Origin of the sequence: Kitasatospora sp. NPDC008115 (genome assembly GCF_042957205.1) — a bacterium.
GTDB lineage: Bacteria > Actinomycetota > Actinomycetes > Streptomycetales > Streptomycetaceae > Kitasatospora.
Map to the genome: position 1 here is coordinate 105,349 of NZ_JBIBHU010000013.1, position 26,118 is coordinate 131,466.

Annotated in this window: 24 protein-coding genes and 1 riboswitch; of the genes, 10 read left to right on the plus strand and 14 right to left on the minus strand. The window is 74.7% G+C overall.

Annotated features, from left to right (window positions below; translation table 11 throughout):
* Positions 1-7: 7 nt before the first annotated feature.
* A complete protein-coding gene (locus tag ACFZBX_RS18310; RefSeq protein WP_391534764.1) occupies positions 8-1,240 on the minus strand; it encodes an NAD(P)/FAD-dependent oxidoreductase in 1,233 nt (410 codons plus the stop codon).
* Positions 1,241-1,323: 83 nt separating this feature from the next.
* A riboswitch (TPP riboswitch) is annotated at positions 1,324-1,436 on the plus strand.
* Between ACFZBX_RS18310 and thiO the strand changes: the two genes are divergently transcribed.
* The 4 genes from thiO to pknB all read left to right on the plus strand — a co-directional run bounded on the left by thiO (position 1,428) and on the right by pknB (position 5,516).
* Positions 1,428-2,591: a glycine oxidase ThiO gene (gene thiO / locus ACFZBX_RS18315; protein WP_391534765.1), complete on the plus strand. Its 1,164-nt coding sequence runs from the start codon at positions 1,428-1,430 to the stop codon at positions 2,589-2,591. It overlaps the preceding riboswitch by 9 nt.
* Entirely contained in the window at positions 2,588-2,809 is a 222-nt protein-coding gene (thiS, locus tag ACFZBX_RS18320; RefSeq protein WP_380284762.1) for a sulfur carrier protein ThiS, read from the plus strand. Before thiO ends, thiS begins: the two co-directional genes overlap by 4 nt.
* A gap of 3 nt (positions 2,810-2,812) precedes the next feature.
* Positions 2,813-3,610 (plus strand): thiazole synthase, encoded by a 798-nt coding sequence (locus ACFZBX_RS18325; RefSeq protein WP_391534766.1) that lies wholly within the window; start codon positions 2,813-2,815, stop codon positions 3,608-3,610.
* Positions 3,611-3,737: 127 nt separating this feature from the next.
* Complete coding sequence (pknB, locus tag ACFZBX_RS18330) at positions 3,738-5,516, plus strand: Stk1 family PASTA domain-containing Ser/Thr kinase (protein ID WP_391534860.1); 1,779 nt, start codon at positions 3,738-3,740, stop codon at positions 5,514-5,516.
* 38 nt (positions 5,517-5,554) lie between these two features.
* Here pknB and ACFZBX_RS18335 read toward each other — a convergent pair whose 3' ends face one another.
* Positions 5,555-6,184 (minus strand): molybdopterin-dependent oxidoreductase, encoded by a 630-nt coding sequence (locus tag ACFZBX_RS18335; protein ID WP_391534767.1) that lies wholly within the window; start codon positions 6,182-6,184, stop codon positions 5,555-5,557.
* A 246-nt stretch (positions 6,185-6,430) separates the two neighbouring features.
* Between ACFZBX_RS18335 and bfr the strand changes: the two genes are divergently transcribed.
* Positions 6,431-6,910: a bacterioferritin gene (gene bfr, locus ACFZBX_RS18340; protein ID WP_380760107.1), complete on the plus strand. Its 480-nt coding sequence runs from the start codon at positions 6,431-6,433 to the stop codon at positions 6,908-6,910.
* A 34-nt stretch (positions 6,911-6,944) separates the two neighbouring features.
* Here bfr and ACFZBX_RS18345 read toward each other — a convergent pair whose 3' ends face one another.
* Positions 6,945-7,202: a bacterioferritin-associated ferredoxin gene (locus ACFZBX_RS18345; protein ID WP_391534768.1), complete on the minus strand. Its 258-nt coding sequence runs from the start codon at positions 7,200-7,202 to the stop codon at positions 6,945-6,947.
* Between the two features lie 184 nt (positions 7,203-7,386).
* Entirely contained in the window at positions 7,387-8,724 is a 1,338-nt protein-coding gene (locus ACFZBX_RS18350; protein ID WP_391534769.1) for a class II 3-deoxy-7-phosphoheptulonate synthase, read from the minus strand.
* 308 nt (positions 8,725-9,032) lie between these two features.
* On the opposite strand from ACFZBX_RS18350, the gene ACFZBX_RS18355 reads away from it, so the two are divergent.
* Positions 9,033-10,967 (plus strand): anthranilate synthase family protein, encoded by a 1,935-nt coding sequence (locus tag ACFZBX_RS18355; RefSeq protein ID WP_391534770.1) that lies wholly within the window; start codon positions 9,033-9,035, stop codon positions 10,965-10,967.
* Between the two features lie 51 nt (positions 10,968-11,018).
* Here the strand turns inward: ACFZBX_RS18355 and ACFZBX_RS18360 are convergent, their stop codons facing one another.
* The 3 genes from ACFZBX_RS18360 to ACFZBX_RS18370 form a co-directional block, all read right to left on the minus strand.
* A complete protein-coding gene (locus tag ACFZBX_RS18360; protein WP_380760098.1) occupies positions 11,019-11,717 on the minus strand; it encodes a response regulator in 699 nt (232 codons plus the stop codon).
* Between the two features lie 66 nt (positions 11,718-11,783).
* Positions 11,784-13,070, minus strand: a complete 1,287-nt coding sequence (locus ACFZBX_RS18365) for a DUF5931 domain-containing protein (protein ID WP_391534771.1) — start codon at positions 13,068-13,070, stop codon at positions 11,784-11,786.
* A 37-nt stretch (positions 13,071-13,107) separates the two neighbouring features.
* Positions 13,108-13,923, minus strand: a complete 816-nt coding sequence (locus tag ACFZBX_RS18370; protein WP_391534861.1) for a lysophospholipid acyltransferase family protein — start codon at positions 13,921-13,923, stop codon at positions 13,108-13,110.
* A 264-nt stretch (positions 13,924-14,187) separates the two neighbouring features.
* On the opposite strand from ACFZBX_RS18370, the gene ACFZBX_RS18375 reads away from it, so the two are divergent.
* Positions 14,188-14,982, plus strand: a complete 795-nt coding sequence (locus tag ACFZBX_RS18375; protein WP_391534772.1) for an alpha/beta hydrolase — start codon at positions 14,188-14,190, stop codon at positions 14,980-14,982.
* Between the two features lie 10 nt (positions 14,983-14,992).
* On the plus strand, positions 14,993-15,775 hold the full coding sequence (locus ACFZBX_RS18380; RefSeq protein ID WP_391534773.1) for a hypothetical protein: 783 nt from the start codon (positions 14,993-14,995) through the stop codon (positions 15,773-15,775).
* Positions 15,776-15,793: 18 nt separating this feature from the next.
* Here ACFZBX_RS18380 and ACFZBX_RS18385 read toward each other — a convergent pair whose 3' ends face one another.
* The 5 genes from ACFZBX_RS18385 to ACFZBX_RS18405 form a co-directional block, all read right to left on the minus strand.
* On the minus strand, positions 15,794-16,537 hold the full coding sequence (locus ACFZBX_RS18385) for an endonuclease/exonuclease/phosphatase family protein (RefSeq protein ID WP_391534774.1): 744 nt from the start codon (positions 16,535-16,537) through the stop codon (positions 15,794-15,796).
* A 121-nt stretch (positions 16,538-16,658) separates the two neighbouring features.
* Positions 16,659-17,603, minus strand: a complete 945-nt coding sequence (locus ACFZBX_RS18390; RefSeq protein ID WP_391534775.1) for an ROK family glucokinase — start codon at positions 17,601-17,603, stop codon at positions 16,659-16,661.
* 192 nt (positions 17,604-17,795) lie between these two features.
* Positions 17,796-18,170, minus strand: coding sequence for a DUF5304 family protein (locus ACFZBX_RS18395; protein ID WP_391534776.1), 375 nt, complete (start codon positions 18,168-18,170; stop codon positions 17,796-17,798).
* Between the two features lie 113 nt (positions 18,171-18,283).
* A complete protein-coding gene (locus tag ACFZBX_RS18400; RefSeq protein ID WP_391534777.1) occupies positions 18,284-19,456 on the minus strand; it encodes an ArsA family ATPase in 1,173 nt (390 codons plus the stop codon).
* A 34-nt stretch (positions 19,457-19,490) separates the two neighbouring features.
* Positions 19,491-19,949 (minus strand): SRPBCC family protein, encoded by a 459-nt coding sequence (locus tag ACFZBX_RS18405; protein ID WP_391534778.1) that lies wholly within the window; start codon positions 19,947-19,949, stop codon positions 19,491-19,493.
* Positions 19,950-20,288: 339 nt separating this feature from the next.
* Here ACFZBX_RS18405 and ACFZBX_RS18410 point away from each other — a divergent pair, with 339 nt between their 5' ends.
* Positions 20,289-22,082, plus strand: a complete 1,794-nt coding sequence (locus ACFZBX_RS18410; protein ID WP_391534779.1) for an AMP-dependent synthetase/ligase — start codon at positions 20,289-20,291, stop codon at positions 22,080-22,082.
* Between the two features lie 67 nt (positions 22,083-22,149).
* On the opposite strand, the gene ACFZBX_RS18415 is transcribed toward ACFZBX_RS18410, so the two are convergent.
* Entirely contained in the window at positions 22,150-23,286 is a 1,137-nt protein-coding gene (locus ACFZBX_RS18415; RefSeq protein WP_391534780.1) for a glycosyltransferase family 4 protein, read from the minus strand.
* A 254-nt stretch (positions 23,287-23,540) separates the two neighbouring features.
* Between ACFZBX_RS18415 and ACFZBX_RS18420 the strand changes: the two genes are divergently transcribed.
* On the plus strand, positions 23,541-24,992 hold the full coding sequence (locus tag ACFZBX_RS18420) for a glycosyltransferase 87 family protein (protein WP_391534781.1): 1,452 nt from the start codon (positions 23,541-23,543) through the stop codon (positions 24,990-24,992).
* Here ACFZBX_RS18420 and ACFZBX_RS18425 read toward each other — a convergent pair.
* The gene (locus tag ACFZBX_RS18425; protein WP_391534782.1) at positions 24,989-26,032 is read right to left on the minus strand and encodes a hypothetical protein; all 1,044 of its coding nucleotides are present in this window, start codon (positions 26,030-26,032) and stop codon (positions 24,989-24,991) included. The genes ACFZBX_RS18420 and ACFZBX_RS18425 overlap by 4 nt on opposite strands.
* Positions 26,033-26,118 lie beyond the last annotated feature (86 nt).

Consider the following 26,118-nt stretch of genomic DNA (forward strand, 5'->3'; position numbering starts at 1 on the left):
CCCGCCGCTACCCGGCGGCGAGCGCCGACTTCAGCGGGACCTCCGGGTCGGCGGCGCGGGCCGGGTCGAGCACGGCGCCGCGCTCGATCAGCCGCCGGCCCTGGGTGAGGTCGCGCGGCCGGTCCACCGCGAGCAGCGCGCGCAGGGCGCCGTCGCGCAGCCAGAGCACCGACCAGCCGGCGCCGTCCGGCGAGCCGCGCCACAGCAGCTCGTCGTCCGCGCCGTGCCGCCCGGCGTACTGCACCATCCGCCCGAACTGCTCGGACCAGAAGTACTGCACCGGGTCGTACGGCGGCGCGTCGGTGCCGAGCAGGGTGGCGGCCACCGCCTCGCCGGACTGCAGCGCGTGGTCCCAGTGCTGGACGGTCAGCCGGGTGCCGGAGCGCGCCGAGGGGTAGCTGACGCAGTCGCCGGCCGCGAGGACGCCGGGCACGGTGGTGCGCAGCCGCTCGTCGACCAGGACGGCGCCGGCGGCGTCCAGGGCGACCCCGGTGCCGGCCAGCCAGCCGGTGGCCGGGCGGGCGCCGACGCCGACCACCACCTCGTCGGCGGGCAGGTGCGAGCCGTCGGCGAGCAGCACCGCGCCCGGCTCGACGGCGCTGACGCCGGTGCCGCAGCGCAGGTCGACGCCGGCCTCGGCGTACCAGGCGGCCATCGCCCGGCCGACCTCGGCGGGCAGCACGCCGGGGACGGGCGCCGGGCCGGCCTCGACGACGGTCACCTCGCAGCCGGCCGCCCGGGCGGCGGTGGCCACCTCGGCGCCGATCCAGCCCGCGCCGACCAGCACCAGGCGCAGGCCGGGGCGCAGCAGGGCGCGCAGCGCGAGCGCGTCGTCGAGGGTGTGCAGCAGGTGGGCGCGCTCGGCGCCGGGCAGGGCGCGCGGCTCGGCGCCGGTGGCGATCACCAGCGCGTCGTAGGGCTCGTCCCCGGCGTCGGTGTGCAGCACGCCGCCCGCGCCGCCGGGGGTGAGGCCGGTGGCGCGGCGGCCGGGGAGCAGCTCGACGCCGAGCTGGTCGAAGTCGAGGTCGAGGGCGGGGTTGTCGGTCTTGCCGAGCAGGACGTCCTTGGAGAGCGGCGGCCGGTCGTACGGCGCGTGCGGCTCCTCGCCGACCAGCGTGATCCGCCCCTGCCAGCCGTCGCGCCGCAGCACCGCGGCGCACTGCGCCCCGGCCAGCCCGGCGCCGACCACGACCACCCGATCCGTCTGTCCCGTTCCGCTCAGCTCAGCCACGCCCGTCACTGTACTGAGCCCGGTCCGAGGTCTCCGGACCTAGGGCCCGCAGCAGGCGCCTTCAGGGGGCGCACCGCCCGGAGTTAAGGTGGGGGCACCATCGCGGGAGCCCGGCGGACCGGGCTGAGAGGCGGGCTGGCACGGCCTGCGACCGTCCGAACCTGATCCGGGTCATTCCGGCGAAGGGAGAACAGTTTTGACACGCCTGGTACGGGGCGCCCACGCCGAGGTGCTGGTCATCGGCGGTGGGATCATCGGACTCGTCGTCGCCTGGCGGGCGGCCCAGCGCGGACTGCGCGTCCTCCTGATCGATGCCCGGCCGGGCCACGGCGCCGCCGACGTCGCGGCGGGCATGCTCGCCCCGGTCACCGAACTCCAGTACGGCGAGGAGCCGCTGCTGCGCCTCGGGATGGCCTCCAACGAGCGGTACGCGGCCTTCGCCGCCGAACTCACCGAGGCGAGCGGCGGCCACGACACCGGCTACCGGCAGTGCGGCACCATCGCCGTCGCCCTCGACTCCGACGACCGCGCCGAACTGCGCGAGCTGCACGCCTTCCACCAGCGGCTCGGCCTGGACTCCCAGTGGCTCACCGGCCGCGAGGCCCGCCGGCTGGAGCCGATGCTCGCCCCCGGCGTGCGCGGCGGCCTGCACGTCGGCGACGACCACCAGGTGGACGGCCGCCGACTGGCCGGGGCCCTGCTGCACGCGTGCGAACGGGCCGGCGTGGTGGTGCACCGCACCGAGGTCACCGAGCTGCTGGTCGAGCAGGACCGGGCGACCGGCGCCCGGCTGGCCACCGAGGAGACCGTCACCGCCGACCGGGTGGTCCTCGCGGCCGGATCGCGCAGCCACCTGCTGCCCGGCCTGCCCGCGGGCGTGCTGCCGGCGATCCGCCCGGTCAAGGGCCAGGTGCTGCGGCTGCGGGTGCCCGAGGCGTACCGGCCGTTCCTCTCCCGCAACGTGCGCGCCGTCGTCCGCGGCGGCCACCTCTACCTGGTGCCGCGCGAGAACGGCGAGCTGGTGGTCGGCGCGACCACCGAGGAGCAGGGCTACGACACCACCGTGACCGCCGGCGGGGTGTACGAGCTGCTGCGCGACGCGCACGAGCTGGTCCCCGGCATCACCGAGCTGCCGCTGGTGGAGACCGGCGCCGGGCTGCGCCCCGGCTCGCCGGACAACGCGCCGCTGCTCGGCCCGACCGCGCTGCCCGGCCTGGTCGCCGCCACCGGCCACTACCGCAACGGCGTGCTGCTGACCCCTGTCACCGGCGACCTGGTGGCCGAGTACCTGGCCACCGGCGACCTGCCGGAACTCGCCCGCCCGTTCTCCCCCACCCGATTCACGAAGGTCCCGGCATGAGCCCCCGCACCAGCGACATCCCCCTGAGCGTCAACGGCGAGCCCCGCGAGGTGCCCGCCTCGACCACCCTGGCCGAGGTGGTCGCCACCCTCAGCCAGGCGCACTCCGGCGTCGCCGCCGCCCTGAACGAGGCCGTGGTGCCGCGCGCCGAGTGGCCGCGCACGCCGCTGTCGGCGGGCGACCGGATCGAGATCCTCACCGCCGTCCAGGGAGGCTGACCGATGGCCGACGACCTTCTCACCATCGCCGGGACGTCCTTCTCCTCCCGGCTGATCATGGGCACTGGCGGCGCCCCCAGCCTGGAGGTCCTGGAGCAGGCGCTCCGGGTGTCCGGCACCGAGCTGACCACGGTGGCGATGCGCCGGGTGAACGCCGGCACCCAGGGCTCGGTGCTCGACGTGCTGACCCGCAACGGCATCCGGGTGCTGCCCAACACGGCCGGCTGCTTCACCGCCGGCGAGGCCGTGCTGACCGCCCGGCTGGCCCGCGAGGCGCTCGGCACCGACTGGGTGAAGCTGGAGGTGATCGCCGACGAGCGGACCCTGCTGCCGGACCCGATCGAGCTGCTGGACGCCGCCGAGACGCTGGTCGACGACGGCTTCACGGTGCTGCCGTACACCAACGACGATCCGGTGCTGGCCCGCAAGCTGGAGGACGTCGGCTGCGCGGCGATCATGCCGCTGGGCTCGCCGATCGGCTCCGGCCTCGGCATCCGCAACCCGCACAACTTCCAGCTGATCGTGGAGGGCGCGGGCGTCCCGGTGATCCTGGACGCCGGCGCGGGCACCGCCTCGGACGTCGCGCTGGCGATGGAGCTGGGCTGCGCCGCGGTGATGCTGGCCTCCGCCGTCACCCGCGCCCAGGACCCGGTGCTGATGGCCGACGCGATGCGGCACGCCGCCGAGGCGGGCCGGCTGGCCCACCGGGCCGGCCGGATCCCGCGCCGCTTCCACGCCGAGGCCTCCTCCGCCATGGCCGGCCGCGCCGACCTGGACACCCGCGAGCACCCGGCGTTCTAGCGCCAGGGGCGGGCCGGACAGCTCGTCCGACCGTCCTCCCGGTGTCACAAACCGGGCACAGAGCGGCCCCGGGGGCGGTGTCCCCCGGGGCCGGCGAACCGCCACGCCCTAGACTCGCCGGGTGGACATGGCATTGCGCGACCCCTTGATCGGTACCCTGCTCGACGGCCGGTACCGGGTCGAGCGGCGGATCGCCGCCGGCGGGATGTCCACCGTCTACCAGGGCACCGACAGCCGCCTCGACCGGACCGTGGCGCTCAAGGTGATGCACCCCTCGCTGGCCGGCGACACGGCGTTCACCACCCGCTTCATCCGCGAGGCCAAGGCCGTCGCCCGGCTCGCCCACCCCAACGTGGTCAACGTCTTCGACCAGAGCGCCGACGGCGCGCACGTCTTCCTCGCCATGGAGTACGTGCCCGGCGGCACCCTGCGCGACCTGCTGCGCGACCGCGGCGCGCTCTCCATCCGGGCCGCCCTGGACATCCTGGAACCGGTGCTCGCCGCCCTCGGCGCCGCCCACCGGGCCGGGCTGGTGCACCGCGACGTCAAGCCCGAGAACGTGCTGATCACCGACGACGGCCTGGTCAAGGTGGCCGACTTCGGCCTGGTCCGGGTGCTGAACACCGCCGACGGCGCCACCACCTCCACCACCGCGACCGCCGGCACCGTGCTCGGCACCGTCTCCTACCTGGCGCCCGAGCAGATCCGCCCGGGTGCCGAGACCGACCAGCGGGTGGACGTCTACGCGGCCGGCATCCTGCTGTACGAGATGCTCACCGGCTCCCGTCCGCACACCGGCGAGAACCCGGTCCAGGTGATGTACCGCCATCTGCACGAGGACGTCCCGGCGCCGTCCGCCGCCGTCCCCGGCGTGGCGCCCGCGCTGGACGCCATAGTGGCGGGCGCCTGCGCCCGGGACCGCGCGCACCGCCCGTACGACGCGGTCGAGCTGCTCGCCGCCCTCCAGCGGGTCCGCCGCGGGCTCACCCCGGCCCAGCTGGACGCCGAGCCGCCCGCCTCCACCCGCCCCAGCCCGCGCCACCCCACCGGCGAGGCCACCTCGGTGCTCACCCCGGTGCTGCCGCCGGCGCCCCCGGTCGAGCGCACCAGCGTGCTGGACGTGCCGCCGGACGTGATGGACCAGCTGCTCACCGAGCCGCGCCCGTACGACGAGCCGGCCCCGGTGCGCGCCCCGCGCCGGCGCCCCCGCTCCACCACCCGTCGGCTGCCGCGCGGGCCGCTGATCTGGACGGCCGTCATCACCGCCGTGGCCCTGCTGGTCGGCGGCGCGACGTACGCGATCTCCGGCGCGGTGTACGGCACGGTACCGGGCGTGCTCGGCAAGAACCGGACCGAGGCGGAGCGCATCCTGGACGCGGCCGGCATGCACGGCAAGGTCTCCGAGGTGTACAGCGAGTCCGTCCCGGTCGGCCAGGTGATGGCGGCCGATCCCGGGGTCGGCACCCGGACCAGGAAGAGCGACGCCGTCACCCTCACCGTCTCGCGCGGGCCCAAGCGGATCGCCGTCCCCGACGTGGTCGGCCGCCCGTCCGCGCAGGCCTCCTCGGCGCTGACCGGGGCGCACCTGACGGCCGGCACGGTGACCGAGACGTACAACGACGGCGTCGCCGAGGGCTCGGTGATCAGCAGTTCGCCGGCGGCCGGGCAGCAGGTGCCGGAGAACACGCCGGTGGCGCTGGTGGTCAGCAAGGGCATGGTGCCGGTGCCGGACGTCACCGGGATGTCCAAGGAGGCCGCGGAGAAGGCGCTCCAGGCGGCCGGGTTCACCATGCAGAGCAGCGGGGTCAACCTGTTCGGCACCGGCAAGGTGACCGGCCAGTCCCCGGCGGCGGGCGAGCGGCGCCAGCAGCGCACCGTGGTGACGGTCAGCTTCCCGTTCCTGTAGGCGTTCCCGTAGACGTTCCCGCAGGCCCGGGGCGCCCGCTACCGCAGCGGGCCGTCGCCGGGCTCCTCCTGGTGGGAGTAGCGCTGCTCGCGCCACGGGTCGGCCCGGTTGTGGTAGCCGCGCTCCTCCCAGAAGCCGCGCCGGTCGGCCCGCATGTACTCGATCGCCCGGACCCATTTGGGGCCCTTCCAGGCGTACAGCCGGGGGACGACCAGCCGGACCGGGAAGCCGTGTTCGGCCGTGAGCGCCTCGCCGTCACGGTGGGTGGCGAGGAGGGTGTCGGGGGCGGCGAAGTCCTCCAGCCGCAGGTTGGCGCTGTAGCCGTACTCGGCCCAGACCATGACGTGGGTGACCCCGGTGTCCGGCGGGGCCAGGTCGAGCAGGGCGGCGGCGGCCACGCCGGTCCACTCGCCGTCGAGCACGGAGAAGCGGGTGACGCAGTGCAGGTCGGCCCGCACGGTGGTGCGCGGCAGGGCGTTGAAGCCCTCGAAGTCCCAGCTGCGCTTCTCCGCCGAGGCGGTGGCGCCGAACACCTGGAGGTCCCAGGTCAGCGGCTTGAAGCGGGGCACCGGGCCGTAGTGCAGAGCGGGCCAGCCGCGTTGGACGCGCTGGCCCGGCGGGAGCCTGGGGTCAGACGGCGGCGGCGGTTCTTGTTCGGACTGACCCATGGATCCATGGTGACAGACGGCGGGCAACGCCCGGCGCGCGCCCCTTCACCGCATCGCACGCCCGCTCGTACGGGCCAACGGTGGAGCGGGGGTCATCGCCCGCGCTGGGCAAATCGGATATTCCGACACATGTCCTAGTGAGTGTGAACTTACTGGAATTTCTTCCCATCACGGTGCCAGGATGCGTGGAGCCGGAGCCGGAGGGTGAACGGCCCTGGTCCCGCACGCGAGCAGGAAGGCAGCGCCATGAAGGGCGACGCAGAGGTCATCGAGTTCCTCAACGAGCAGCTCACCGCCGAGCTGACCGCAATCAACCAGTACTTCCTGCACGCCAAGATGCAGGAGAACTTCGGCTGGACGAAGCTCGCCAAGTACACCCGGCACGAGTCCTTCGACGAGATGAAGCACGCCGAGGTGCTCACCGACCGGATCCTCTTCCTCGACGGGCTGCCCAACTACCAGCGGCTCTTCCACGTCCGGATCGGCCAGACGGTCAAGGAGATGTTCGAGGCCGACCGGCAGGTCGAGGTCGAGGCGATCGACCGGCTCAAGCGCGGGATCGTGGTGATGCGGGCCAAGAACGACGTGACCTCGGCCAACATCTTCGAATCGATCCTGGCGGACGAGGAGTCGCACATCGACTACCTCGACACCCAGCTCGAACTGGTCGAGAAGCTCGGGGAGGCGCTCTACATCGCCCAGCTGATCGAGCAGCCGGAGTCCTGACCGCCGCAGCCCCGGGGCCGGCCCGGGGCGCCGGTCAGGCGGCGCGCAGCGGCGCCGTCTCCGGGAGGGCGGCGGGCGCGTCCTCGGCCGCCGGGTCCGCCAGCCCCAGCCGGGCCGCCAGCCGGGCGGTCGGGCAGGGCCTGGCGCCGTGCTCGCCGAGCAGCGCCTGGATGCGCCGCACGCAGGAGCCGCAGTCGGTCCCGGCCTTGCAGCCCTTGGCGATCTGGCGCGGGGTGCTGGCACCGCCGTCGATCGCCCGCTTGACCTGGTCCTCGGTGACCGCATGGCACATGCACACGTACATCGCGGTCTCTCCCGGGGGTGAAGCGGTGAAGCGGAGTGGATCTTGACTAAGGCAAGCCTTAGTTCAGTTAGCCTCACCTTACCCCGGTGGCGCTGGTACGCAAAAGCCTCTCCGGCCCGGGAGAACCCCGGGCCGGAGAGGCTTTTCTCACACTCGGAACGCCCGCGGGCGCTCAGTGGCCGTCGCGGTACATCTCGGCGACCAGGAAGGCGAGGTCCAGCGACTGGCTGCGGTTGAGCCGCGGGTCGCAGGCCGTCTCGTAGCGCTGGTGCAGGTCGTCGACCAGCACCTCGTCGCCGCCGCCGACGCACTCGGTGACGTCGTCGCCGGTCAGCTCCACGTGGATGCCGCCCGGGTGGGTGCCGAGCGCGCGGTGCACCTCGAAGAAGCCCCTGACCTCGTCGAGCACGTCGTCGAAGCGGCGGGTCTTGTGCCCACTGGACGCCTCGAAGGTGTTGCCGTGCATCGGGTCGCAGATCCACACCGGCTGCGCGCCGGAGGCGGTGACCTTCTCCACCAGGGTGGGCAGGTGCTCGCGGACCTTGCCCGCGCCCATCCGGGTGATGAAGGTGAGCCGGCCGGGCTCGCGCTCCGGGTCCAGCTTCTCGATCAGGGTCAGCGCCTCGTCGACCGAGGTGGTCGGGCCGAGCTTCACGCCGATCGGGTTGCGGACCTTCGAGGCGAACTCGATGTGCGCGTGGTCCAGCTGGCGGGTGCGCTCGCCGATCCACACCATGTGGCCGGAGACGTCGTACAGCTCGCCGGTGCGCGAGTCCACGCGGGTCAGCGCGGTCTCGTAGTCCAGGATCAGCGCCTCGTGGGACGAGAAGAACTCGACCGTCCTGAACTCCTCCGGCGCCACGCCACAGGCGTTCATGAACGCCAGCGCGTTGTCGATCTCGCGGGCGAGCTGCTCGTAGCGCTGGCCGGCCGGCGAGTTGCGCACGAAGTCCTGGTTCCAGGCGTGCACCTGGCGCAGGTCGGCGTAACCACCGGTGGTGAAGGCGCGCACCAGGTTGAGCGTCGCGGCGGACGCGTTGTACATCCGCTTCAGGCGCTCCGGGTCCGGGATGCGGGACTCGGGGGTGAACTCGAAGCCGTTCACCGAGTCGCCCCGGTAGACCGGCAGGGTCACGCCGTCACGGGTCTCGGTCGACTTGGAGCGCGGCTTGGAGTACTGGCCGGCGATGCGGCCGACCTTGACGACCGGCACCGAGGCCGCGTACGTCAGCACGGCCGCCATCTGCAGCAGGGTCTTGAGCTTGTTGCGGATGTGCTCCGCCGAGACGCCGTCGAAGGCCTCGGCGCAGTCGCCGCCCTGCAGCAGGAACGCCTCACCACGGGCCACGGCACCGAGCCGGGCGCGCAGCTGGTCGCACTCGCCCGCGAAGACGAGCGGCGGATACGAGGCGAGCTCGGCAAGGGTCTTGCGCAGAGCCTCTTGGTCCGGCCATTCAGGCTGCTGCGCCGCGGGCAGGGACTGCCAGGTGTGGGGATTCGTCACGGTCACGCGCTCAAGGCTACGGGGTGCGACAACCGATTTGTGACCACCGCCCGAGGGGTGAGACACCTCACGGACATTCGGGTGACCGGCCTCACTCCCGGCCGGACATCCGCTAGGCTCGGGCCCGTGAACACGCCGCACACCTTCTCCTGGTGGTGGGCCGACCCCCTGGGTGGCCCACAGCCCGCGCGTTCCTAGACGCAGACGACCGGCCGCCCCTCGGGGCGGCCGTCGGCGTTCTCAGCCGGCCGACAGCCCTCCCGGGAGCGGAACCCCCACCGCCGCAGTAGCCCCCCGGAAGGAACGCCGTTTCCGTGACCAGCGCCGCCGACCTGTTCGCCCGCCTCACCGCCGCCGACGCACCGGCCTTCGCCCTGCTGCACCGCCGCACCCCGCGCACCGCCCCGGACACCGTCGAGGTCCTGCTCGGCACCGTCGGCTCCTACGAGCGGCTGGCCGACCTGCCGGTCCGCCACGGCGTCCCCGCCGACGGACCCGTGCACGACCTGCTCGCACTCGTCCCCTACCGGCAGATCCGCGAGCGCGGCTTCGAGGCGCACGACGACGGCACGCCGCTCCAGGCCCTCGCCGTCGCCGAGCAGTACGCCCTGCCGCTCGCCGAGGTCACCGCCGCGCTGCCCCGGGTCCCGGTCACGCTCGGCGGCGGCGGCTTCGACATCGACGACGCCGAGTACGCCGCGATCGTCCGCCGGGTGATCGAGGAGGAGATCGGCCGCGGCGAGGGCGCCAACTTCGTCATCCGCCGCGACTTCACCGCGACGCTGGAGAACTTCGAGCCCGCGCTCGCGCTCACCCTGTTCCGCCGGCTGCTGGAGCAGGAGCGCGGCGCCTACTGGACCTTCCTGGTGCACACCGGCGACCGCGTGCTGGTCGGCGCCTCCCCCGAGGTGCACGTCCGGCAGAGCGGCGGGACCGTCGTGATGAACCCCATCTCCGGCACCTACCGCTATCCGGCCGCCGGCGCCGGCCTCGACTCGCTGCTCGACTTCCTCCACGACCCCAAGGAGCTGGAGGAGCTGACCATGGTGGTCGACGAGGAGCTCAAGATGATGTGCACCGTCGGCGACCTCGGCGGCCAGGTGCTCGGCCCCCGGCTCAAGGAGATGTCCCACCTCGCGCACACCGAGTACGAGCTGCGCGGCCGCACCTCGCTGGACGTCCGCGAGGTGCTCAAGGAGACCATGTTCGCCGCCACCGTCACCGGCAGCCCGGTGCAGAACGCCACCCGGGTGATCAAGCGCTACGAGCGCGGCGGCCGCGGCTACTACTCCGGCGCGCTCGCCCTGATCGGCCGCTCCGCCAGCGGCGGCCAGCTGCTCGACTCGCCGATCTGCATCCGCACCGCCGACATCGACCCCGCCACCGGCCGGCTCGCCGTCCGGGTCGGCGCCACCCTGGTACGCCACTCCGACCCGCTCTCCGAGGTCGCCGAGACGCACGCCAAGGCCGCCGGGGTGCTCACCGCGATCGGCGCCCTCCCGGCCCCCGCCCGGACGGCCGGCCCCACCGCCCCCCGGCTCGCCGACGACCACCGCGTCCAGGCCGCGCTGGACGCCCGGCGGGCCGGCCTCGCCCCGTTCTGGCTGCGGATGCAGCAGCCGGCGCAGGCCACCGAGGCGCTGGAGACCCTGGTCGTCGACGGCGAGGACACCTTCACCGCGATGCTCGCCCACCTGCTGACCTCGCTCGGCCACCGAGTCACCGTGGTCCGCTACGACGAGCCGGGCCTGCGCGAACGGGTCGCCGCCCACCCCGGCCCGCTGGTGCTCGGCCCCGGCCCGGGCGACCCGGCCGCCGACGGCGACCCCAAGATGGCCGTGCTGCGCCCGGTCGTCGCCGACGCGCTGGCCGCCGTCCGCGAGGGCCGGCGCACCGCCCCGCTGCTCGCCGTCTGCCTCAGCCACCAGCTGCTGTCCGCCGCGCTCGGCCTGCCGCTGGTCCGCAAGGCCGTGCCCTACCAGGGCGCGCAGGAGAGCGTCGAGCTGTTCGGGACACGGCGCACGGTCGGCTTCTACAACGCCTTCACCGCCCGCTGCACGGACGCCGACGCCGCCCGGCTGGCCGCCGAGGGCGTCGAGGTAGCCCGCGACCCGCTGACCGGGGACGTGCACGCGCTGCGCGGCCCCGGCTTCGCCGGGCTGCAGTTCCACCCGGAGTCGGTGCTCACCCGGGAGGGCGTGGAGATCGTCGCCGACCTGCTGCGCGGCGCGGTGGCCGCCGCCCGCTGAACCGTCACGCACGCCGGGCGGGGCGCCGGGTGCGCCCCGCCCGGCCGGGTGTCAGATCTCGTCGTCCAGCCCCTGCTCGATGGCGTACCTGACCAGCTCGACCCGGTTGTGCAGCTGGAGCTTGCCCAGGGTGTTCTGGACGTGGTTCTGCACCGTGCGGTGCGAGAGCACCAGCCGGTCGGCGATCTGCTTGTACGACAGGCCCTTGGCGACCATCCGCAGCACCTCGGTCTCCCGGGCGGTCAGCTGGGGGACGACGGGCGCGGCCGGGGCGGGCGGCTCGGCGGCCAGCCGGCGGAACTCGCCGAGCACCAGCCCGGCCAGGCCCGGGGTGAACACCGCGTCGCCGACGGCCGTGCGGCGCACCGCGTCCAGCAGTTCGTCCCGGCCGGCCGACTTGACCAGGTAGCCGGTCGCGCCGGACTTCACCGCCTCCAGCACGTCCGCGTGCTCGCCGCTCGCGGAGAGCACCAGGACCCGCACCGTCGGGTCGTGCGCCACCACCTGGCGGCAGACCTCGGCGCCGGACAGGCCGGGCAGGTTGAGGTCGAGCACCACCACCTGCGGGGTGCAGGCGCGGGCCCGGCGGACGGCCTCCTCGCCGTCGCCGGCGGTCGCCACCACGTCCAGCCCGGCCTCGGCGAGGTCACGGGAGACGGCGTCGCGCCACATCGGGTGGTCGTCCACCACCATGACCCGCACCGGCCGCTCGGCGGGCGCCTGCTGGTCGATCGGCTGCCGGATGGTCATGATCGGGGCCCTTTCAGGAGCGGGATCGGCGTCGGGGCTTTCCGGGAAGGCTTGCACAGGAGGCTTTCACAGGAGGCCGGCCGGGGCGTCGGAACCGGTGCGCGGGACCCTCAGCTCCACCTCGACGCCCTCGCCGGGCGCCGAGTAAAGCTCGGCGGTGCCGCCGAGGTCCCGCAGCCGGCCGCGGATCGACTGGGAGACGCCGAGCCGGCCGGCCCGCTCCGCCTCGCCGAGCCGCCCGGGGGCGAAGCCCGGGCCGTCGTCGCGGATCGAGACGGTGACGGCCTGCGGCTCGTCCTCCACCAGGATCCAGGCGCGCGCGGCGGGGCCGGCGTGCTTGCGGACGTTGTCCACCGCGGCGCCGACGGCCGCGGCCAGTTCGCCGGCCGCCGGGGCGGGCAGCAGCACCGGGGTGCCGGGAGCGGACACGGTGACCCGCTCGTCCGCGTACGGGGCGAGCAGGGCGCGCAGGTCCTGCGGGCGCTCGGGCTGCTCCGGCTGCTCCGTCCCGCGCTGGGCGGGCAGCGGGCCGCCGCTCATCAGCGCGCGCAGGGCGCGCTCCTGCTCGCCCGCCAGCCGTCCGAGCTCGGCGAGGTCCGCATCGGCGGAGGAGGACCCACCGGAGGATGACCCGGCGGAGGATGACCCACCGGAGGAACCGGGCGCGGCCTCGGTGCCCCGGCGCTGGACCAGCGCGAGCACCTGGAGCACGCCGTCGTGGATGTCCCGGGAGAGCCGCTCGCGCTCCCGGGTGGCCGCCTCGACCTGGAGCGCCCGGGTGAGCGTCGCCTCGCTGGCCCGGGCGAGCTCCATGACGTAGCCGATCGCGCAGCCGGCCAGCATCAGCAGCACGATGTTGTGGACGTTGTCGCCGGTCGGACCGCCGTGGCCGAGGATGTTGGCCACCCCGATCACCGAGCCGGCCGCCGCCGCCCAGCGCCAGCCGCCCCGGCCGGCGAAGCCGAGCACGGTGCCGGCCGCCCAGATGGTGGGCAGGGTCGGCGCGCCGCGGCTGATCCGGGACGCCTCGTCGATCATGCCGCTCATCACGATGCCGGTGACGACGAGGACAAGGTCGGTGGCGAGCACGTACCAGGTGCAGCGGTGCGGGCCAGAGAAGGCCCGGGTGGAGGCGAGCGTCCAGAGCGTCAGCGCGCCGAGGTAGATCCAGCCGGCGACCGGGTGGACGAACTGCAGGTAGGAGTCGAAGTACCGGAGCAGCGCGTAGCAGAGCGCCAGCACCCGGAAGAGCGAGATCGCCCGCCAGAGCGGCAGTTCGACGGACATGCCGCCGGCCGCCACCGCGGCGCCGACCGTACCCGGGCCGGGCCCGGTTCCACCGCCGCCCGTCATGCCTGCCGTCCTTCCCCCGGTCCCGGCCGGCCCTGTCTCAGGCCGACCCGGTCTCCTTCTGCTGCTCCTGCCCGGCCTTCCCCGCCTTCTCGGCCTCGGCCTTCTCCTCGGCCTTCTCGGCCTTGGCGGCGGCCTGCTCGGCCTTCTGGACGGCCTTGCGCTCGGCGTCGGCCTTCTTCTTGTCCTCGGCGATCTGCCGCTTGGCGGCCGTCGCGTAGATGTCCACGTACTCCTGGCCGGAGAGCCGCATGATCTCGTACATCACCTCGTCCGTCACCGAACGGAGGATGAAGCGGTCGTTCTCCATGCCGTGGTAGCGGGAGAAGTCCAGCGGGCGGCCGATCCGGATGCCCGGGCGGATGCCGAAGTTCGGGACCACCTGGCCGGGCGGCTGCACCTTCTCGGTGTCGATCATCGCGACCGGGATGACCGGCGCGCCGGTCGCCAGCGCGACGCGGGCCAGGCCGCCGACCTTGCCCCGGTAGAGCTTGCCGTCGGGCGAGCGGGTGCCCTCCGGGTAGACGCCGAACAGCTCGCCGCGGTCCAGCACGGCGATCGCCGAGCGGATCGCCGCCTCGCCCGCGCCGCGCACGCCCGAGCGGTCCACCGGGAGCTGGCCGACGCCCTTGAAGAAGGCGGCGGTCAGCCGGCCCTTGATGCCCGGCGTGGTGAAGTACTCGGCCTTGGCGATGAAGGTCACCCGGCGCTTGATCAGCGCGGGGAAGAAGAAGGAGTCCGAGAAGGAGAGGTGGTTGCTCGCGATGATCGCGGCACCCTCGGTGGGGATGTTCTCCTCACCCTCGATCCACGGCCGGAAGAAGATCCGCAGCAGCGGCGCGACGATCATCTTCATCAGTCGGTAGAACAACCCGGGCCTCCTGTATTGCGGACCGGTCGATCCTAATGCCCCTCGGCGTCCGCCCGTGCCCCGCCCCGCCCCGGCAGGGTGCCCGGCCCCCGGGTGACGGGGCGTCGGGCCGGGTTCCCGGCGGGGGTGTACGGAGCGGGCGGGCACGTGGGACGATGCGAATTCCGCAGCCTCCCGTACCGGCCCGACCCGCACGCCCCCGCACGTACAGCGTCCCCTCCAGCGTCCCCGCCCGCGAAGGAGTCCGCCATGCCGCTGCTGCCCGGCGCCGAACCGTACCGCCACCGGGGCGGGCCGGTGGGCGTCCTGCTCTGCCACGGGTTCACCGGCTCGCCGCAGTCGCTGCGGCCGTGGGCGGAGGACCTCGCCGCCGCCGGGTACACCGTCGGGCTGCCGCTGCTGCCGGGCCACGGAACCCGCTGGCAGGACATGCAGCCGACCCGCTGGGAGGACTGGTACGCCGAGGTCGAGCGGGAGCTGCTGGAGCCGACGGCGCGGTGCGAGCGGGTGTTCGTCGTCGGGCTGTCGATGGGCGGCGCGCTGGCGCTGCGGCTGGCCGCGCTGCACGGGCCGGCGGTCGCCGGGCTGGTGCTGGTCAACCCGTCGGTGCGCTCGGACAACCCCGCGAGTGTCGTTCTGCCGGTGCTGCGCCACCTCCTCCCGAGCCTGCCCGGGATCGCCAACGACATCGCCCGGCCCGGCGCGGTCGAGCTCGGCTACGACCGGACGCCGCTGCACGCCGCCTGGTCGCTGTCCCGGCTGTGGAAGGAGGTCCAGGCCCGGCTGCCGCAGGTGACCCAGCCGGTGCTGCTCTTCCACAGCCCGCAGGACCACGTGGTCTCCGCGGCCAACTCCGAGCTGGTGCTGGCCCGGATATCCTCGACCGACGTGACGGAGCGGCTGTGCCAGCGCAGCTACCACGTCGCGACGCTGGACCACGACGCGGCGGAAATATTCGCGACCGCCCAGGACTTCATCCGACGGCTGGCTCCCGCGCACGCGGCGGGCGCCACCCCGGTGAAATCCGACCACCACCAAGGCTGAAGGGCCGGAAGTGCACGAGAGCAGCACGGCGGGCGGCGAGGACGAGACGCCCCGCGAGGAGGGTGCGGCCACCGGCGGCACGCGGCCGGGCACCGGCCGGGCGGACGACGGGCAGCCGGGCCGCGGACCGGTAGGCGAGACGGTGGCCGACGCTCCCGGCTCCGGTGACGCCCCGGCGGCGGACGGCGCGGTGGGCGAGGGCGGCGCGGGAACGGGCACGACGGGCGCGGGCAGCACGGCCGGGCCGTCCCGGGCCAGGCGCGCGCCCGAGCGCAGCCAGGCCGAGCAGGACGAGATCTTCGCCGCGCTGGTCGCCCAGTTCGACGACCCGGTCGACCTCAACAACCCCAACTGGCCGGAGATCGAGAACCTCCGGGCGCGCGGCGAGCTCAAGGGCTTCAAGGACCCCGGCGAGGGCCTCCCCGGCGGGACCGGCGACCTCTCCGACCTGGCGCCCCAGCCGCGCCCCCGCTCCGACCGGCCGGTCGTGCCGGCCGCCGGCTCCGGCCCGCGCGACTTCGAGCTGGCCGAGGAGACCGACGAGGGCCATTTCGAGCCGCCGGAGCCGCCGCCGCTGCCGGAGGCCGACGTCACCGCCAAGTTCGCCTGGCTGGCGGTGCTCGGCGGGCCCGCGTTGCTGCTGTTCGACGCCGTCGTCTGGCGCGAGGTCTCCGGCTGGCCCGCCTGGGTCGGGGTGGCCGCCTTCCTCGGCGGCTTCGCGACGCTGGTGGTCCGGATGAAGAACAACGACGAGGACGAGCCCGAGGACCCGCACGGCGGCGCGGTCGTCTGACGGTCGCCCGCCCCGGGCCTATCCGATGGGCAACTGGAGGACGGCGAGCACCGGGAGGTGGTCGGTGGCGGCCCGCAGGTCGGCCTCGGTGACCCCGGGCAGTCCGTGCGGGACGCCGCAGGCGAGCACCTCGACGCCCGGCGTGGCGAAGACGGCGTCCAGCCGCTGGTAGGGGTTCTCCGGGACGGAGGTCATCTCGCCGCCCCAGGGCGCCACCACGTGCCCGTCCTGGAGCCGCCCGGCCAGCGACCGCCAGCCGGGACCGTCCGGGTGCTCGTTGAAGTCCCCCGCGATCACCCCGAGTTCGGCGTGCCGCAGCTGCCCGGCGAGCAGGTCGAACTGCCGCCGCCGCTCGTCGGCGTCCAGGCTGAGGTGGCAGCTGGTGACGGTGAGCGGCGCGGCGCCGGGCACCTCGACCAGCGCGGTCGCGAAGCCGCGCGCGTGCAGTCCGCGGGTCTTCGGCAGCAGCCGGTCGTGGACGGACCGCACCCGGACGCCGGGGCGGCCGAGCAGCAGCGGCCCGGCGGCGGCCCGGCCGCCCCCGGCGAGGACCACGGTGCCGGTCCGCCGGGCGAGCCAACCGGCCTGCCCCTCGGGGCGCCAGTAGCGCGGCGCCTCCTGGACGCAGACCAGGTCGGGCGCGCAGGCCCGGATCACCCGGACCAGCGCGCGCCGGTCGTCGCGCAGCGAGCGGACGTTGTAGCTCAGCAGCCGCAGCCGGCCGGGCGCGGGCGGTGGAAGTTCGGCCGGTGCGGTGGTCATGCGGTTCCTCCCCTGGACGTCCTCGGTGACGACCGTACGGCAGGACGGCACACGACGCGGCCCGCCCCTCCGGGCGGAGGGGCGGGCCGCGGGGAACCGTACCCGGGGCGGACCGTGCGGGTCAGACCGTACGGGCCAGGTCGGCCGCGCCGGCGATGCCGGCGGCGGAGCCGGTCGAGGCGAGCACCACCTCGGCGCGCGGGCGGTGCACCCCGCCGGTCAGGTAGTGCCCGAACGCCTTGGCGACCGGGTCGAGCAGTAGCCGGCCGGAGTCGGAGACGCCGCCGCCGAGCACGAAGACGCCCGGGTCGAAGAGCGCCGCGAGGTCCGCCATCCCCCGGCCCAGCCAGTCGGCCAGCTCGGCGTAGCACTCCAGGGCGAGCGGGTCGCCCTCCTCGGCGGCCTGGGTGATGTGGATGCCGCGGATCGTCTCGGCGACGCCGTCGTTGAGCTCCAGCATCCGCTTGCCGCGCAGCGGGTCGGCGGCGGAGCGCTCGCGGCCGTAGCGGCGCAGCGCCCGGCCGGAGCCGTACTGCTCCCAGCAGCCCTTGCCGCCGCAGCCGCAGGTCAGGCCGTCCGGGACCATGTTGAGGTGACCGATCTCGCCGGCCACGCCGAACCGGCCGCGGTGCAGCCGGCCGTCCAGCACCAGGCCGCCGCCGATGCCGGTGCCGACGGTGATCAGCACCATGTCCTCGTGGCCGACGCCCGCGCCGAAGCGGAACTCGGCCCAGGCGGCGCAGTTGGCGTCGTTCTCGATGACCGCGGGCAGGCCGGTGAGCTCCTCGATCCGGCCGCGCAGGGGCTCGTCCTCCCAGGCGATGTTGGGAGCGAAGATCACCGTGGAGCGGTTGCGGTCGACGAAGCCCGGGGCGCCGATGCCGGCCGCCGTCACATCGGGGTACTGCTCCTTGAGTTCGCGCACGGCCTGCGCGATCGCGTCGACCGCCCACTGCGGGTCGGCCGGGGTGGGCACCCTGGTCCGGGCCAGGATCTCGCCGGCCTCGTCGACCACACCTGCCGCGATCTTGGTCCCGCCGACGTCGACGCCGATGGTCAGAGCCATGTGTCCCTCAGCTATTCACTCGTTCCCGCTGGACGGAACGCTACCGCCCAACCATGCCCCCGTACACACCTCCGCCTACATTAACCGAAGACAATCCGACAACAACCGGGCCTAGACCCTTCAAAAGTCGTACATTTTCACCGGTCGCATCACAGGATGAAGCCGGAAGAGCACCCGGAGGGCATCCGGGGTTCACTGCTTGTCGGACGGGCCTTCAGGCGTGTCGTCCAGGTCCACCCGCTCGGTGCGGGCCGGACCGCCCGCGGTCCAGCGGTGCTCGTGCCCGGCGACGGCGGCCCGGTAGGCGGCCAGAAGTTCGGAACCGGCGGCGGCCAGACCGGTGCCGGCGGCGGCGAGGTGGCCGTACACCTCGGGCTGCTTCTCGCGCAGGCGGTCGGCCAGCCCGGCCAGCGAGATCAGGGTCTCGGCGCTCGCCTCCTGGGCCTTCCCGCCGACGGCGGCGGCGAACCGGCGCACCTCGTCCACCAGCGGGCCCAGCTCCGGGCCGAACGGGTGCGGGCTCCCGTCCTGCTCGGCGGTGGGCTCGGTCCCGTCCGTGGTGGTCATCTCGCGCACGCCTCCTCAGCAGCGGCGGCCGCACCCGCGGCCACCCGCCCCGACGCTACCGGACCGGGCGAAGGCCCCCGGACGCCCGAGCACGCGGGAGGCGAAGGGGTGGGTCACTTCGGCCAGAGTGCGGGATCGGGCGCGAAGCGGACGGTGAGGACGCCGTCGTGCAGGCCCGCGCCGGCGACGGTGCAGCGGCGCAGGGCCGAGGGCAGGGCGAGCACCCGGCGGTGGGCGCCGAGGCCGACCACCAGTTCGTCGCCGCGCCGGACGAGGTCGAGGTCGGCACGCTCGGCGCCGGGCAGGGCGAGGTGCCAGACCAGCAGGCCGTCCGACGCCAGCCGGTCCTCGACGGTCCACGGCCCGGCCGGGCGCGGCTCGGGGCCGGAACCGGAGCCGTAGAGGCGGTCGGCGACGGCTTCCGGGGTGGCCCCGGCGGGCCCGGTGGTGAGCACCGGGATGCCGTCGCAGGCGGCGGCCAGCGCGGCCAGTTCGTCCTGGCGGCGACGGGCCAGGTCGGCCAGCCACGGGTCCGGCGAGCCGGCCGCGGCCTGCGGCAGCACGCCGTGCACCACCACCGCGTCCGGGCGGTGGCCGTGCAGGGCCAGCCCGGTGCGGATCCGGCGCAGCTCGTCGAAGGGGTGGGCGTCGGCCGCGGTGACCAGACGGACGCTGGTGCCGGGCGCGGTGATCGCGGCGCGGGCGGCGGCGAGCGTGCCGACCACCTTGCCGCGCGCCTCGTACAGCCAGTCGGCGGGCATCGGCACCCCGGCGAGGCCGGCCAGCAGCGGGCGCAGCGCCCGGGCGGCCTGACGCTGCTCGGGGACCAGCCGGGCCAGGTAGCGCTCCAGTTGTTCGGGCAGGGCGAGGGTGGCGATCAGGTCGGCGGGCGGCGGGGCGAGCACCACCAGGACGTCCGCGTCGGCCGCGGGCAGCGCCCGCAGCAGGGCGAGCCGGGCGGTGCCGGGGAGGGCGGTGAGCTCCTCGGGGTCGAGCGGGTCGGCGCCGAGCAGGTCGAGGGCGGGCTTGAGCCGGCCGCCGATCTCACCGAGGGCGTGCCGGAAGGCGGCCTGCTCGTCGGTCCGGGCGACGGTCAGCCCGGGCGCGTACACGGCGGGCCCGGACTCCAGGCGGACGCCGAGCGCGGCGTCCAGGGTGCGGTGCGGGTCGTCGGCCGCCAGCAGCACGGTGCGCCGGCCCTGCCGGGCGGCGTGCAGGGCGGTGGCGGCGGCCACCGCGGGTGCCGCGTGGTCGCCGCTGACCAGGATGGTGCGTGTCGCCGTCATGCCGTGCCGCCCCCGTTCGTCCGCGCCGCCGCGCTCAGAGCGCCTTGCCGGCGGCGGCGGTGTCCTCGACGCGCTTCTTCAGGCCGGCCAGGGCCCGGTCGATGATGACCTTCTCGGCCTTGCGCTTGATCATGCCGAGCATCGGGATCTTGACGTCGACGGCCAGCTGGTAGGTGACCTCGGTGCGGTCGGCGCCGAGCGGGGCCAGGGTGTAGGAGCCGTCGAGCGAGCGGAGCATCTGGCTGCGCACCAGGGTCCAGGCGCACTCGCGGTCGCCGTCCCAGGTGTAGGCGAGGACGTGCTCGTCGCGGATGGCCCCGGCGTCGAGCACCAGCCGGACCTGGGCGGCGCGGCCGTTCTCCGCGGTCTCCAGGACCTCGATCTCCTTGACCTCACCGGTCCAGGCCGGGTAGGCGGCGAAGTCGGCGATCACGGCCATCACCTTCGCCGGGGTCGCGTCGATGGTGATGCTCGACCTGGTGTGCTCCGCCATGGAATGGCCCTCCGCGTCGTCCCGTGCTGCCGGTCCGGCCGAGCCTGCTCGGCCGGGTGCGCCCGGAGCAGGCTATCGCGCCCCGTGATCCGGCCCCTCCTTCGGTGCACCCCCGAGGGGGCCGGACGGCGCCGCGGGCGGCCCGCGCGTGCCGCTCCGGCGGCTACCGGCCGGTCACCTGCGGGCTGCCGTAGGGTGCCATTCGAACGACCCGGTCCCGACCTGGTCGGACGGGTCAAGGTGTGACACTTCGAACACCGGAGCCGACCCCCCTGGTCGAAGCTGCCTACCGGGCAGTAACGTCCTGCCGTCCCGCAGCGTCGCGAACGAGGAGCAGTCTTGCTCGACTTCAGCCTTCCGGCCCTCTACCAGGTACCGAGCGGCGGTAACCTCTCCGACCTCGTGGTCCAGAACGCCGAGCGGCACCCCGACGTCGCGGTGCTCAGCCGCAAGGTGGACGGCCGGTGGCAGGAGTTGACCGCCGCCCAGTTCCTGGTGGAGGTGCGCGCCGCGGCGAAGGGGCTGATCGCCGCGGGGATCGCACCGGGCGACCGGGTGGGCGTCATGTCCCGCACCCGGTACGAGTGGACGCTGCTGGACTTCGCGATCTGGACGGCCGGCGCGATCACCGTGCCGGTGTACGAGACCTCCTCCGCCGAGCAGGTCGAGTGGATCCTCGGCGACTCCGGGGCGGTCGCCGTGTTCACCGAGACCGCGACCCACAGCGCGGTGGTCGCCGAGGTCGGCGACCGTCTGCCGGAGCTGAGGCACACCTGGCAGATCGAGGGCACCGCGCTCGCCGCGCTCGCCGAGTCGGGCCACGGGGTCGCCGACGCCACCGTCGCCGAGCGCCGCTCGGCGGCCGGCCCGGACGCGATCGCCACCATCGTCTACACCTCGGGCACCACCGGCCGCCCGAAGGGCTGTCAGCTGACGCACGGCAACTTCCTGGCCGAGTGCGGCAATGTGGTGGAGCGGCTGGCCCCGCTGTTCCGCACCGGGGACAGCTCGGTCCTGCTCTTCCTGCCGCTGGCCCACGTGCTCGCCCGGATCGCCGAGATCGCCCCGGCGATGGCGCCGATCAAGCTCGGCCACGTCTCCGACATCCGGGACGTCACCGCGGAGCTGGCCGCGTTCAGGCCGACCCTGATCCTGGGCGTGCCCCGGGTGTTCGAGAAGGTCTACAACACGGCGCGGGCCAAGGCGCAGGCCGACGGCAAGGGAAAGATCTTCGACAAGGCCGCCGACACCGCGATCGCCTACAGCCGGGCGCTGGACGCGGGCGGCGCCGGGCTGCTGCTCAAGCTGAAGCACGCCGTCTTCGACAAGCTGGTCTACGGCAAGCTGCGGGCCGCCCTCGGCGGCCGGGCCACCCACGCGATCTCCGGCGGCGCGCCGCTCGGCGAGCGCCTCGGCCACTTCTACCGGGGCATCGGCTTCACGGTGCTGGAGGGCTACGGCCTGACCGAGACCTGCGCGGCCACCGCCTTCAACCCGTGGGACAAGCCGAAGATCGGCACGGTCGGCCAGCCGGTCCCCGGCGCCTCGGTGCGGATCGCCGAGGACGGCGAGGTCTTCTTCAAGGGTCCGCACGTCTTCACCGGCTACTGGAACAACCCGCAGGCCACCGCGGAGACCCTCAAGGACGGCTGGATCGCCACCGGCGACCTCGGCTCGCTGGACGACGAGGGCTACCTGACCATCACCGGCCGCAAGAAGGAGATCATCGTCACCGCGGGCGGCAAGAACGTCGCCCCGGCGGTGATCGAGGACCGGATCCGGGCGCACGCCCTGGTCGGCGAGGTCATGGTGGTCGGCGACCGCAAGCCCTTCGTGGCCTGCCTGATCACCGTCGACGAGGACTTCTTCCCCAAGTGGAAGGAGCTGAACGGCAAGCCGGCCGGCGCCACGGTGGCCGACCTGCGCGAGGACGCGGAGCTGCTGGCCGCCCTGCAGAGCGCGGTGGACGACGGCAACGCTGCCGTCTCGCACGCCGAGGCGGTGAAGAAGTTCCGGCTGCTCGACACCGTCTTCTCCGAGGAGAGCGGCCATCTGACGCCCTCGCTCAAGCTCAAGCGCAATGTCGTGCTGAAGGACTTCGCGGCCGACGTCGAGGCGATCTACCGGAGGTAGCCGCCTCCCCCGAGCCGCCGGTGCGGCCCGCCCCCTGAACGGTGGGGCGGGCCGCACCGGCGCACTCTCAGCCCGCCAGCAGCGAGGTCAGCCGCCCGGCCAGCAGGTCCCAACGCCAGGAGCGGTCCACCCAGCGCCGTCCGGCCTCGCCCATCCGGCGCCGCAGCTCCTCGTCCCGCAGCAGCCGGACGATCCGCTCGGCCGCCGCGGCGGGCGTGCCGCCCGGCACCACGTAGCCGGTCTCGCCCTCCAGCACCGCGTCCGGCGCACCGCCGGAGTCCCCGGCCACCACCGGCAGGCCGGTCGCCGAGGCCTCCAGGTAGACGATGCCGAGCCCCTCGACGTCCAGCCCGCCGCGCCGGGTGCGGCAGGGCATCGCGAAGACGTCCCCGGCGCCGTAGTGGGCCGGCAGCTCCTCCCACGGCACCGAGCCGGTGAACCGGACGGCGGAGCGCACGCCGCGGGCGTCCACCAGCTTCTCCAGGTCCGCCCGGTAGGGGCCGCCGCCGACGATCAGCAGCACCGCGTCCGGCACGTCGGCGAGGATCTGCGGCATCGCCTCGATCAGGGTGTCCTGGCCCTTGCGCGGCACCAGCCGGGAGACGCAGACCACCACCGGCCGGTCGGCCAGCCCGAGCCGCTCGCGCACCGCGGCGCCGCCGGAGTCCGGGTGGAAGCTCCGCTCGTCGACGCCGGGCGGCAGCTGCACCATCCGCGCGGCGGCCTCCGGGCCGACGGCGGAGGCGATCCGCGAGCGGGTGTACTCGCCGAGATAGGTGAGCACGTCGGTGCCCGTGCCGATCCGGCGCAGCAGCTGCCGGGCGGCCGGGAGCTGGGCCCAGGCGGCCTCGTGGCCGTGGGTCATGCCGAGCAGCCGCCCGGCCCCGGCCCGGCGCAGCGCGGGGGCCATCAGGCCGAGCGGGGCGGCGGCGCCGAACCAGACCGAGTCGCAGCCCTCGGCCCGCAGGATCTCGGCGGCCCGCTGGGTGACCCGCGGTGTGGGAACCATCACCTTCGTCCGGTCGCGGATCACCGGGAACGGCTGTTCGGCGTCGAAGCGCGCCACCTCGGTGCCGTCGCGCCAGGTGGAGGCGTACACCACGACGCTCCCTGCGGGCTGACGCACGGCCATGTTGTGGACGAAGGCCTGGATACCGCCCGGCCTGGGCGGGAAGTCGTTGGTCACGATCAAGGTCTTGTGCATCAGGCCACGGCTCGCTCGGTCGGGGGGTGCTCGGTGTACCGCTGGGTGATCCGTACGATAGGTCAACACCACGACCCGCCGGGAACGGAACCACGCACGGCAACCGTTCCACCCCAGGGTCTGTCCTAGTACCCGGGTGGTCGGCGCGGCCGGTCAGGCCCCGTGACGGCGGCCGATCCCGATCCGCCCGGACCGCCCGGGCGCCCGCCGCGCGGCGCCGCCGACGGGACGTCCGAGACGAACGAGGGAGCGCAGTGGAGTTGGCCCCGGCCACCGAGTCCGGTACATCCAGCGGCGCCGAGGGCCCCGGCACGGCGCTCGCCGTCCGGCGCGAGCCCGCGCAGAGCACCACGCGCCCCTCCGGGCGCTCGGGCGCGCTCCTGGCGCTCGGCGCGACCTGGGTGGCCACCCGGACGCTCCTGGTGCTGCTGGTGACCGGCGTGCTGCGGATGCCCGGCGGGGACATCACCGCCGACGTCTGGCTGATCTACCACGGCTGGTACGGCGTGCTGCAGACCGGCACCTTCCCGCTGGACGACGTCACCTGGCAGTACCCGCCCGGCGCCGCCCTGGTGATCCTGCTGCCGGGCCTGCTGCCCTGGTCGTACCTGGTGTCGTTCTGGGTGATCTGCGGGATCGCCGACGCGGCCGCGATGGCCCTACTGGTGCGCACCGGGATGCGCAAGGGCCGGGCGCTGACCGGCGCCTGGGTCTGGGTGGCCGGCGTCCCGCTGCTCGGTCCGATGATCTACAACCGCTACGACGTGATCGTCACCGCGATCGCGGTGGCCGGCCTGCTGGCGCTGATCCGCCGGCCGGCGGTCGGCGGCCTGCTGCTGGGCCTCGGCGGCATCGTCAAGATCTGGCCGCTGCTCGGCCTGATCGGCACCCCCTCCGGCCGGCGCACCCGCCGCTCCTGGACCGCCGCGGCCGCCACGGCCGCCTCGATCGGCTTCCTGCTGGCGGCCGGGATGAACGGCGCGTTCGAGTTCCTGACGTTCCAGAAGGACCGCGGCATCGAGGTGGAGTCGGTCGGCGCGCTGCCGATCCACTTCGCCCGGATCACCGGGGCCTGGGACGGCAAGGTGATGATGAACTACGGCTCGGTGGAGATGCTCGGGCCGTGGGTGGACGTGGTCAGCAAGGTGATGCTGGCCGGCACGGTGCTCGGCTTCGGCTGGCTGCTGCTGTGGCGCTTCACCGCCCGGCGGCGCAACGCGGCCACCATGTACGACGCCGCGCTCGCGGCGCTGCTGATCTTCACCGTGACCAGCCGGGTGATCAGCCCGCAGTACCTGGTCTGGCTGGTCGGCGTGGCGGCCGTCTGCCTGACCGTGCGCGGCAGCAGCCAGCGGCCGGTGGCGCTGCTGATCCTGGCCGCGACCCCGCTGACGCTGGTGGAGTTCCCGCTGCTCTTCGGCGACGTGGTCGCCAGCAAGCCGGGCGCGATCGCCGTACTGACGCTGCGCAACCTGCTGCTGCTGGCCGCCACCGTGCTGTCCTGCATCCGGCTCTGGCGCTCCACCCGGCGCGCCGAGCGGCTCCCGGAGACCGTGGTGCTGGCCCGCCCCGAGCCGATCGCGGCAGCCGCGTTCTCGGTGCGCCCCGGCATCGCGTACGAGCAGGACCTGCTGGACGGCATCGACCGGCCGCGGACCTCACCCGGCGACCGCCGCCAGGGCGCCCGGCCCTCGGCCCGGCCCTAGGACGGGCCCTGGGCGAGCGCCCGGACCTCGGCCTGCCAGAGGCGGGTGAACTCGGCCAGGCCGAGGCCGAGCCCGTCCCGCAGCAGCCCGTCCAGCCAGGCCTGCCGGTCCGCGCCCGGGGCCGCCGCGCCGACCGCCCGGTAGAGCGCCACCAGCCGCTGCGGCCCGTACCGGCGGGCGATCAGGTCGCAGGCCAGCCAGGCCTGCTCGTAGACCTGGGCGAGGCCCTCCCCGCCGGCCGTGAAGGCGGCGTCCTCGGGCAGCGCGGCGGGCAGCCGCCCGGCGGCGACGTCCCGGGCCAGTTCCGGGGCGATCCGGCGGGCCGGCCGGTTCGCGTCGCGGTAGCCGGTCCAGTCGGCGGCGCCCTCGGAGAGCCAGAGCGGCGTCCAGGCGCGGGTGTCGGCCCTGGTCGCCACGTGCACCGCCTCGTGGGTGACCACCACCTGGCGGCCGAAGTCGCTCAGGCCGGCGTAGGTCTCCGGGTTGACCAGGACCCGGTCGGCCGGGGCGTTCAGCGGCGCGCCGGGCGCGGCCACCGTGACCGCCGCCATGCCGGACCAGCCGGCCTGCCCGTCCGCCAGCAGCCGGGTGAACTGCTCCCCCGTGGCGGGCACTTCGAGCAGCAGCCGGCCTGCCCAGGCGGTGCCCCAGAGGGCCTCCACGGCGGCCACCGCCCGGTCGCCGACGGGCGCGAGCCCGGTGGGGGCGGGCGTGCCCCCGGCGTCCATCCCGAGCACCAGGCAGCGCGCGCCGGCCTCGGCCCGGACGGTGCCGAGGTCCCACGGCGGGGGCGGGCCGTCCGTGCCCTCCTCGTGTTCGACCCGCCAGCCGGCGGCGGAGCGGGCCAGCGCCAGCCGGCGCGGATGGACGACCGGCCACCGGTCGTAGCCGGTCACCTCCACGGTCAGCTCGGCGGTGGCGGCGCACCTCCCGGCCCGGTCCACCGGCCCGAGCAGCAGGTTGCGGTACCCGGCGCGCAACGGCAGCGCGGGCGGCCCGGCGGTCAGCGCCCGGGCCCGCGCGTCGAGCAGGGCCAGCACGTCGGCGTGCTCGTCCGGGGCCGCGGCGGCGGGCGGCGCCGGGGCGGCCCCGGGCAGCGACAGCTGGGCGAGCCCGCCGGCCGCGA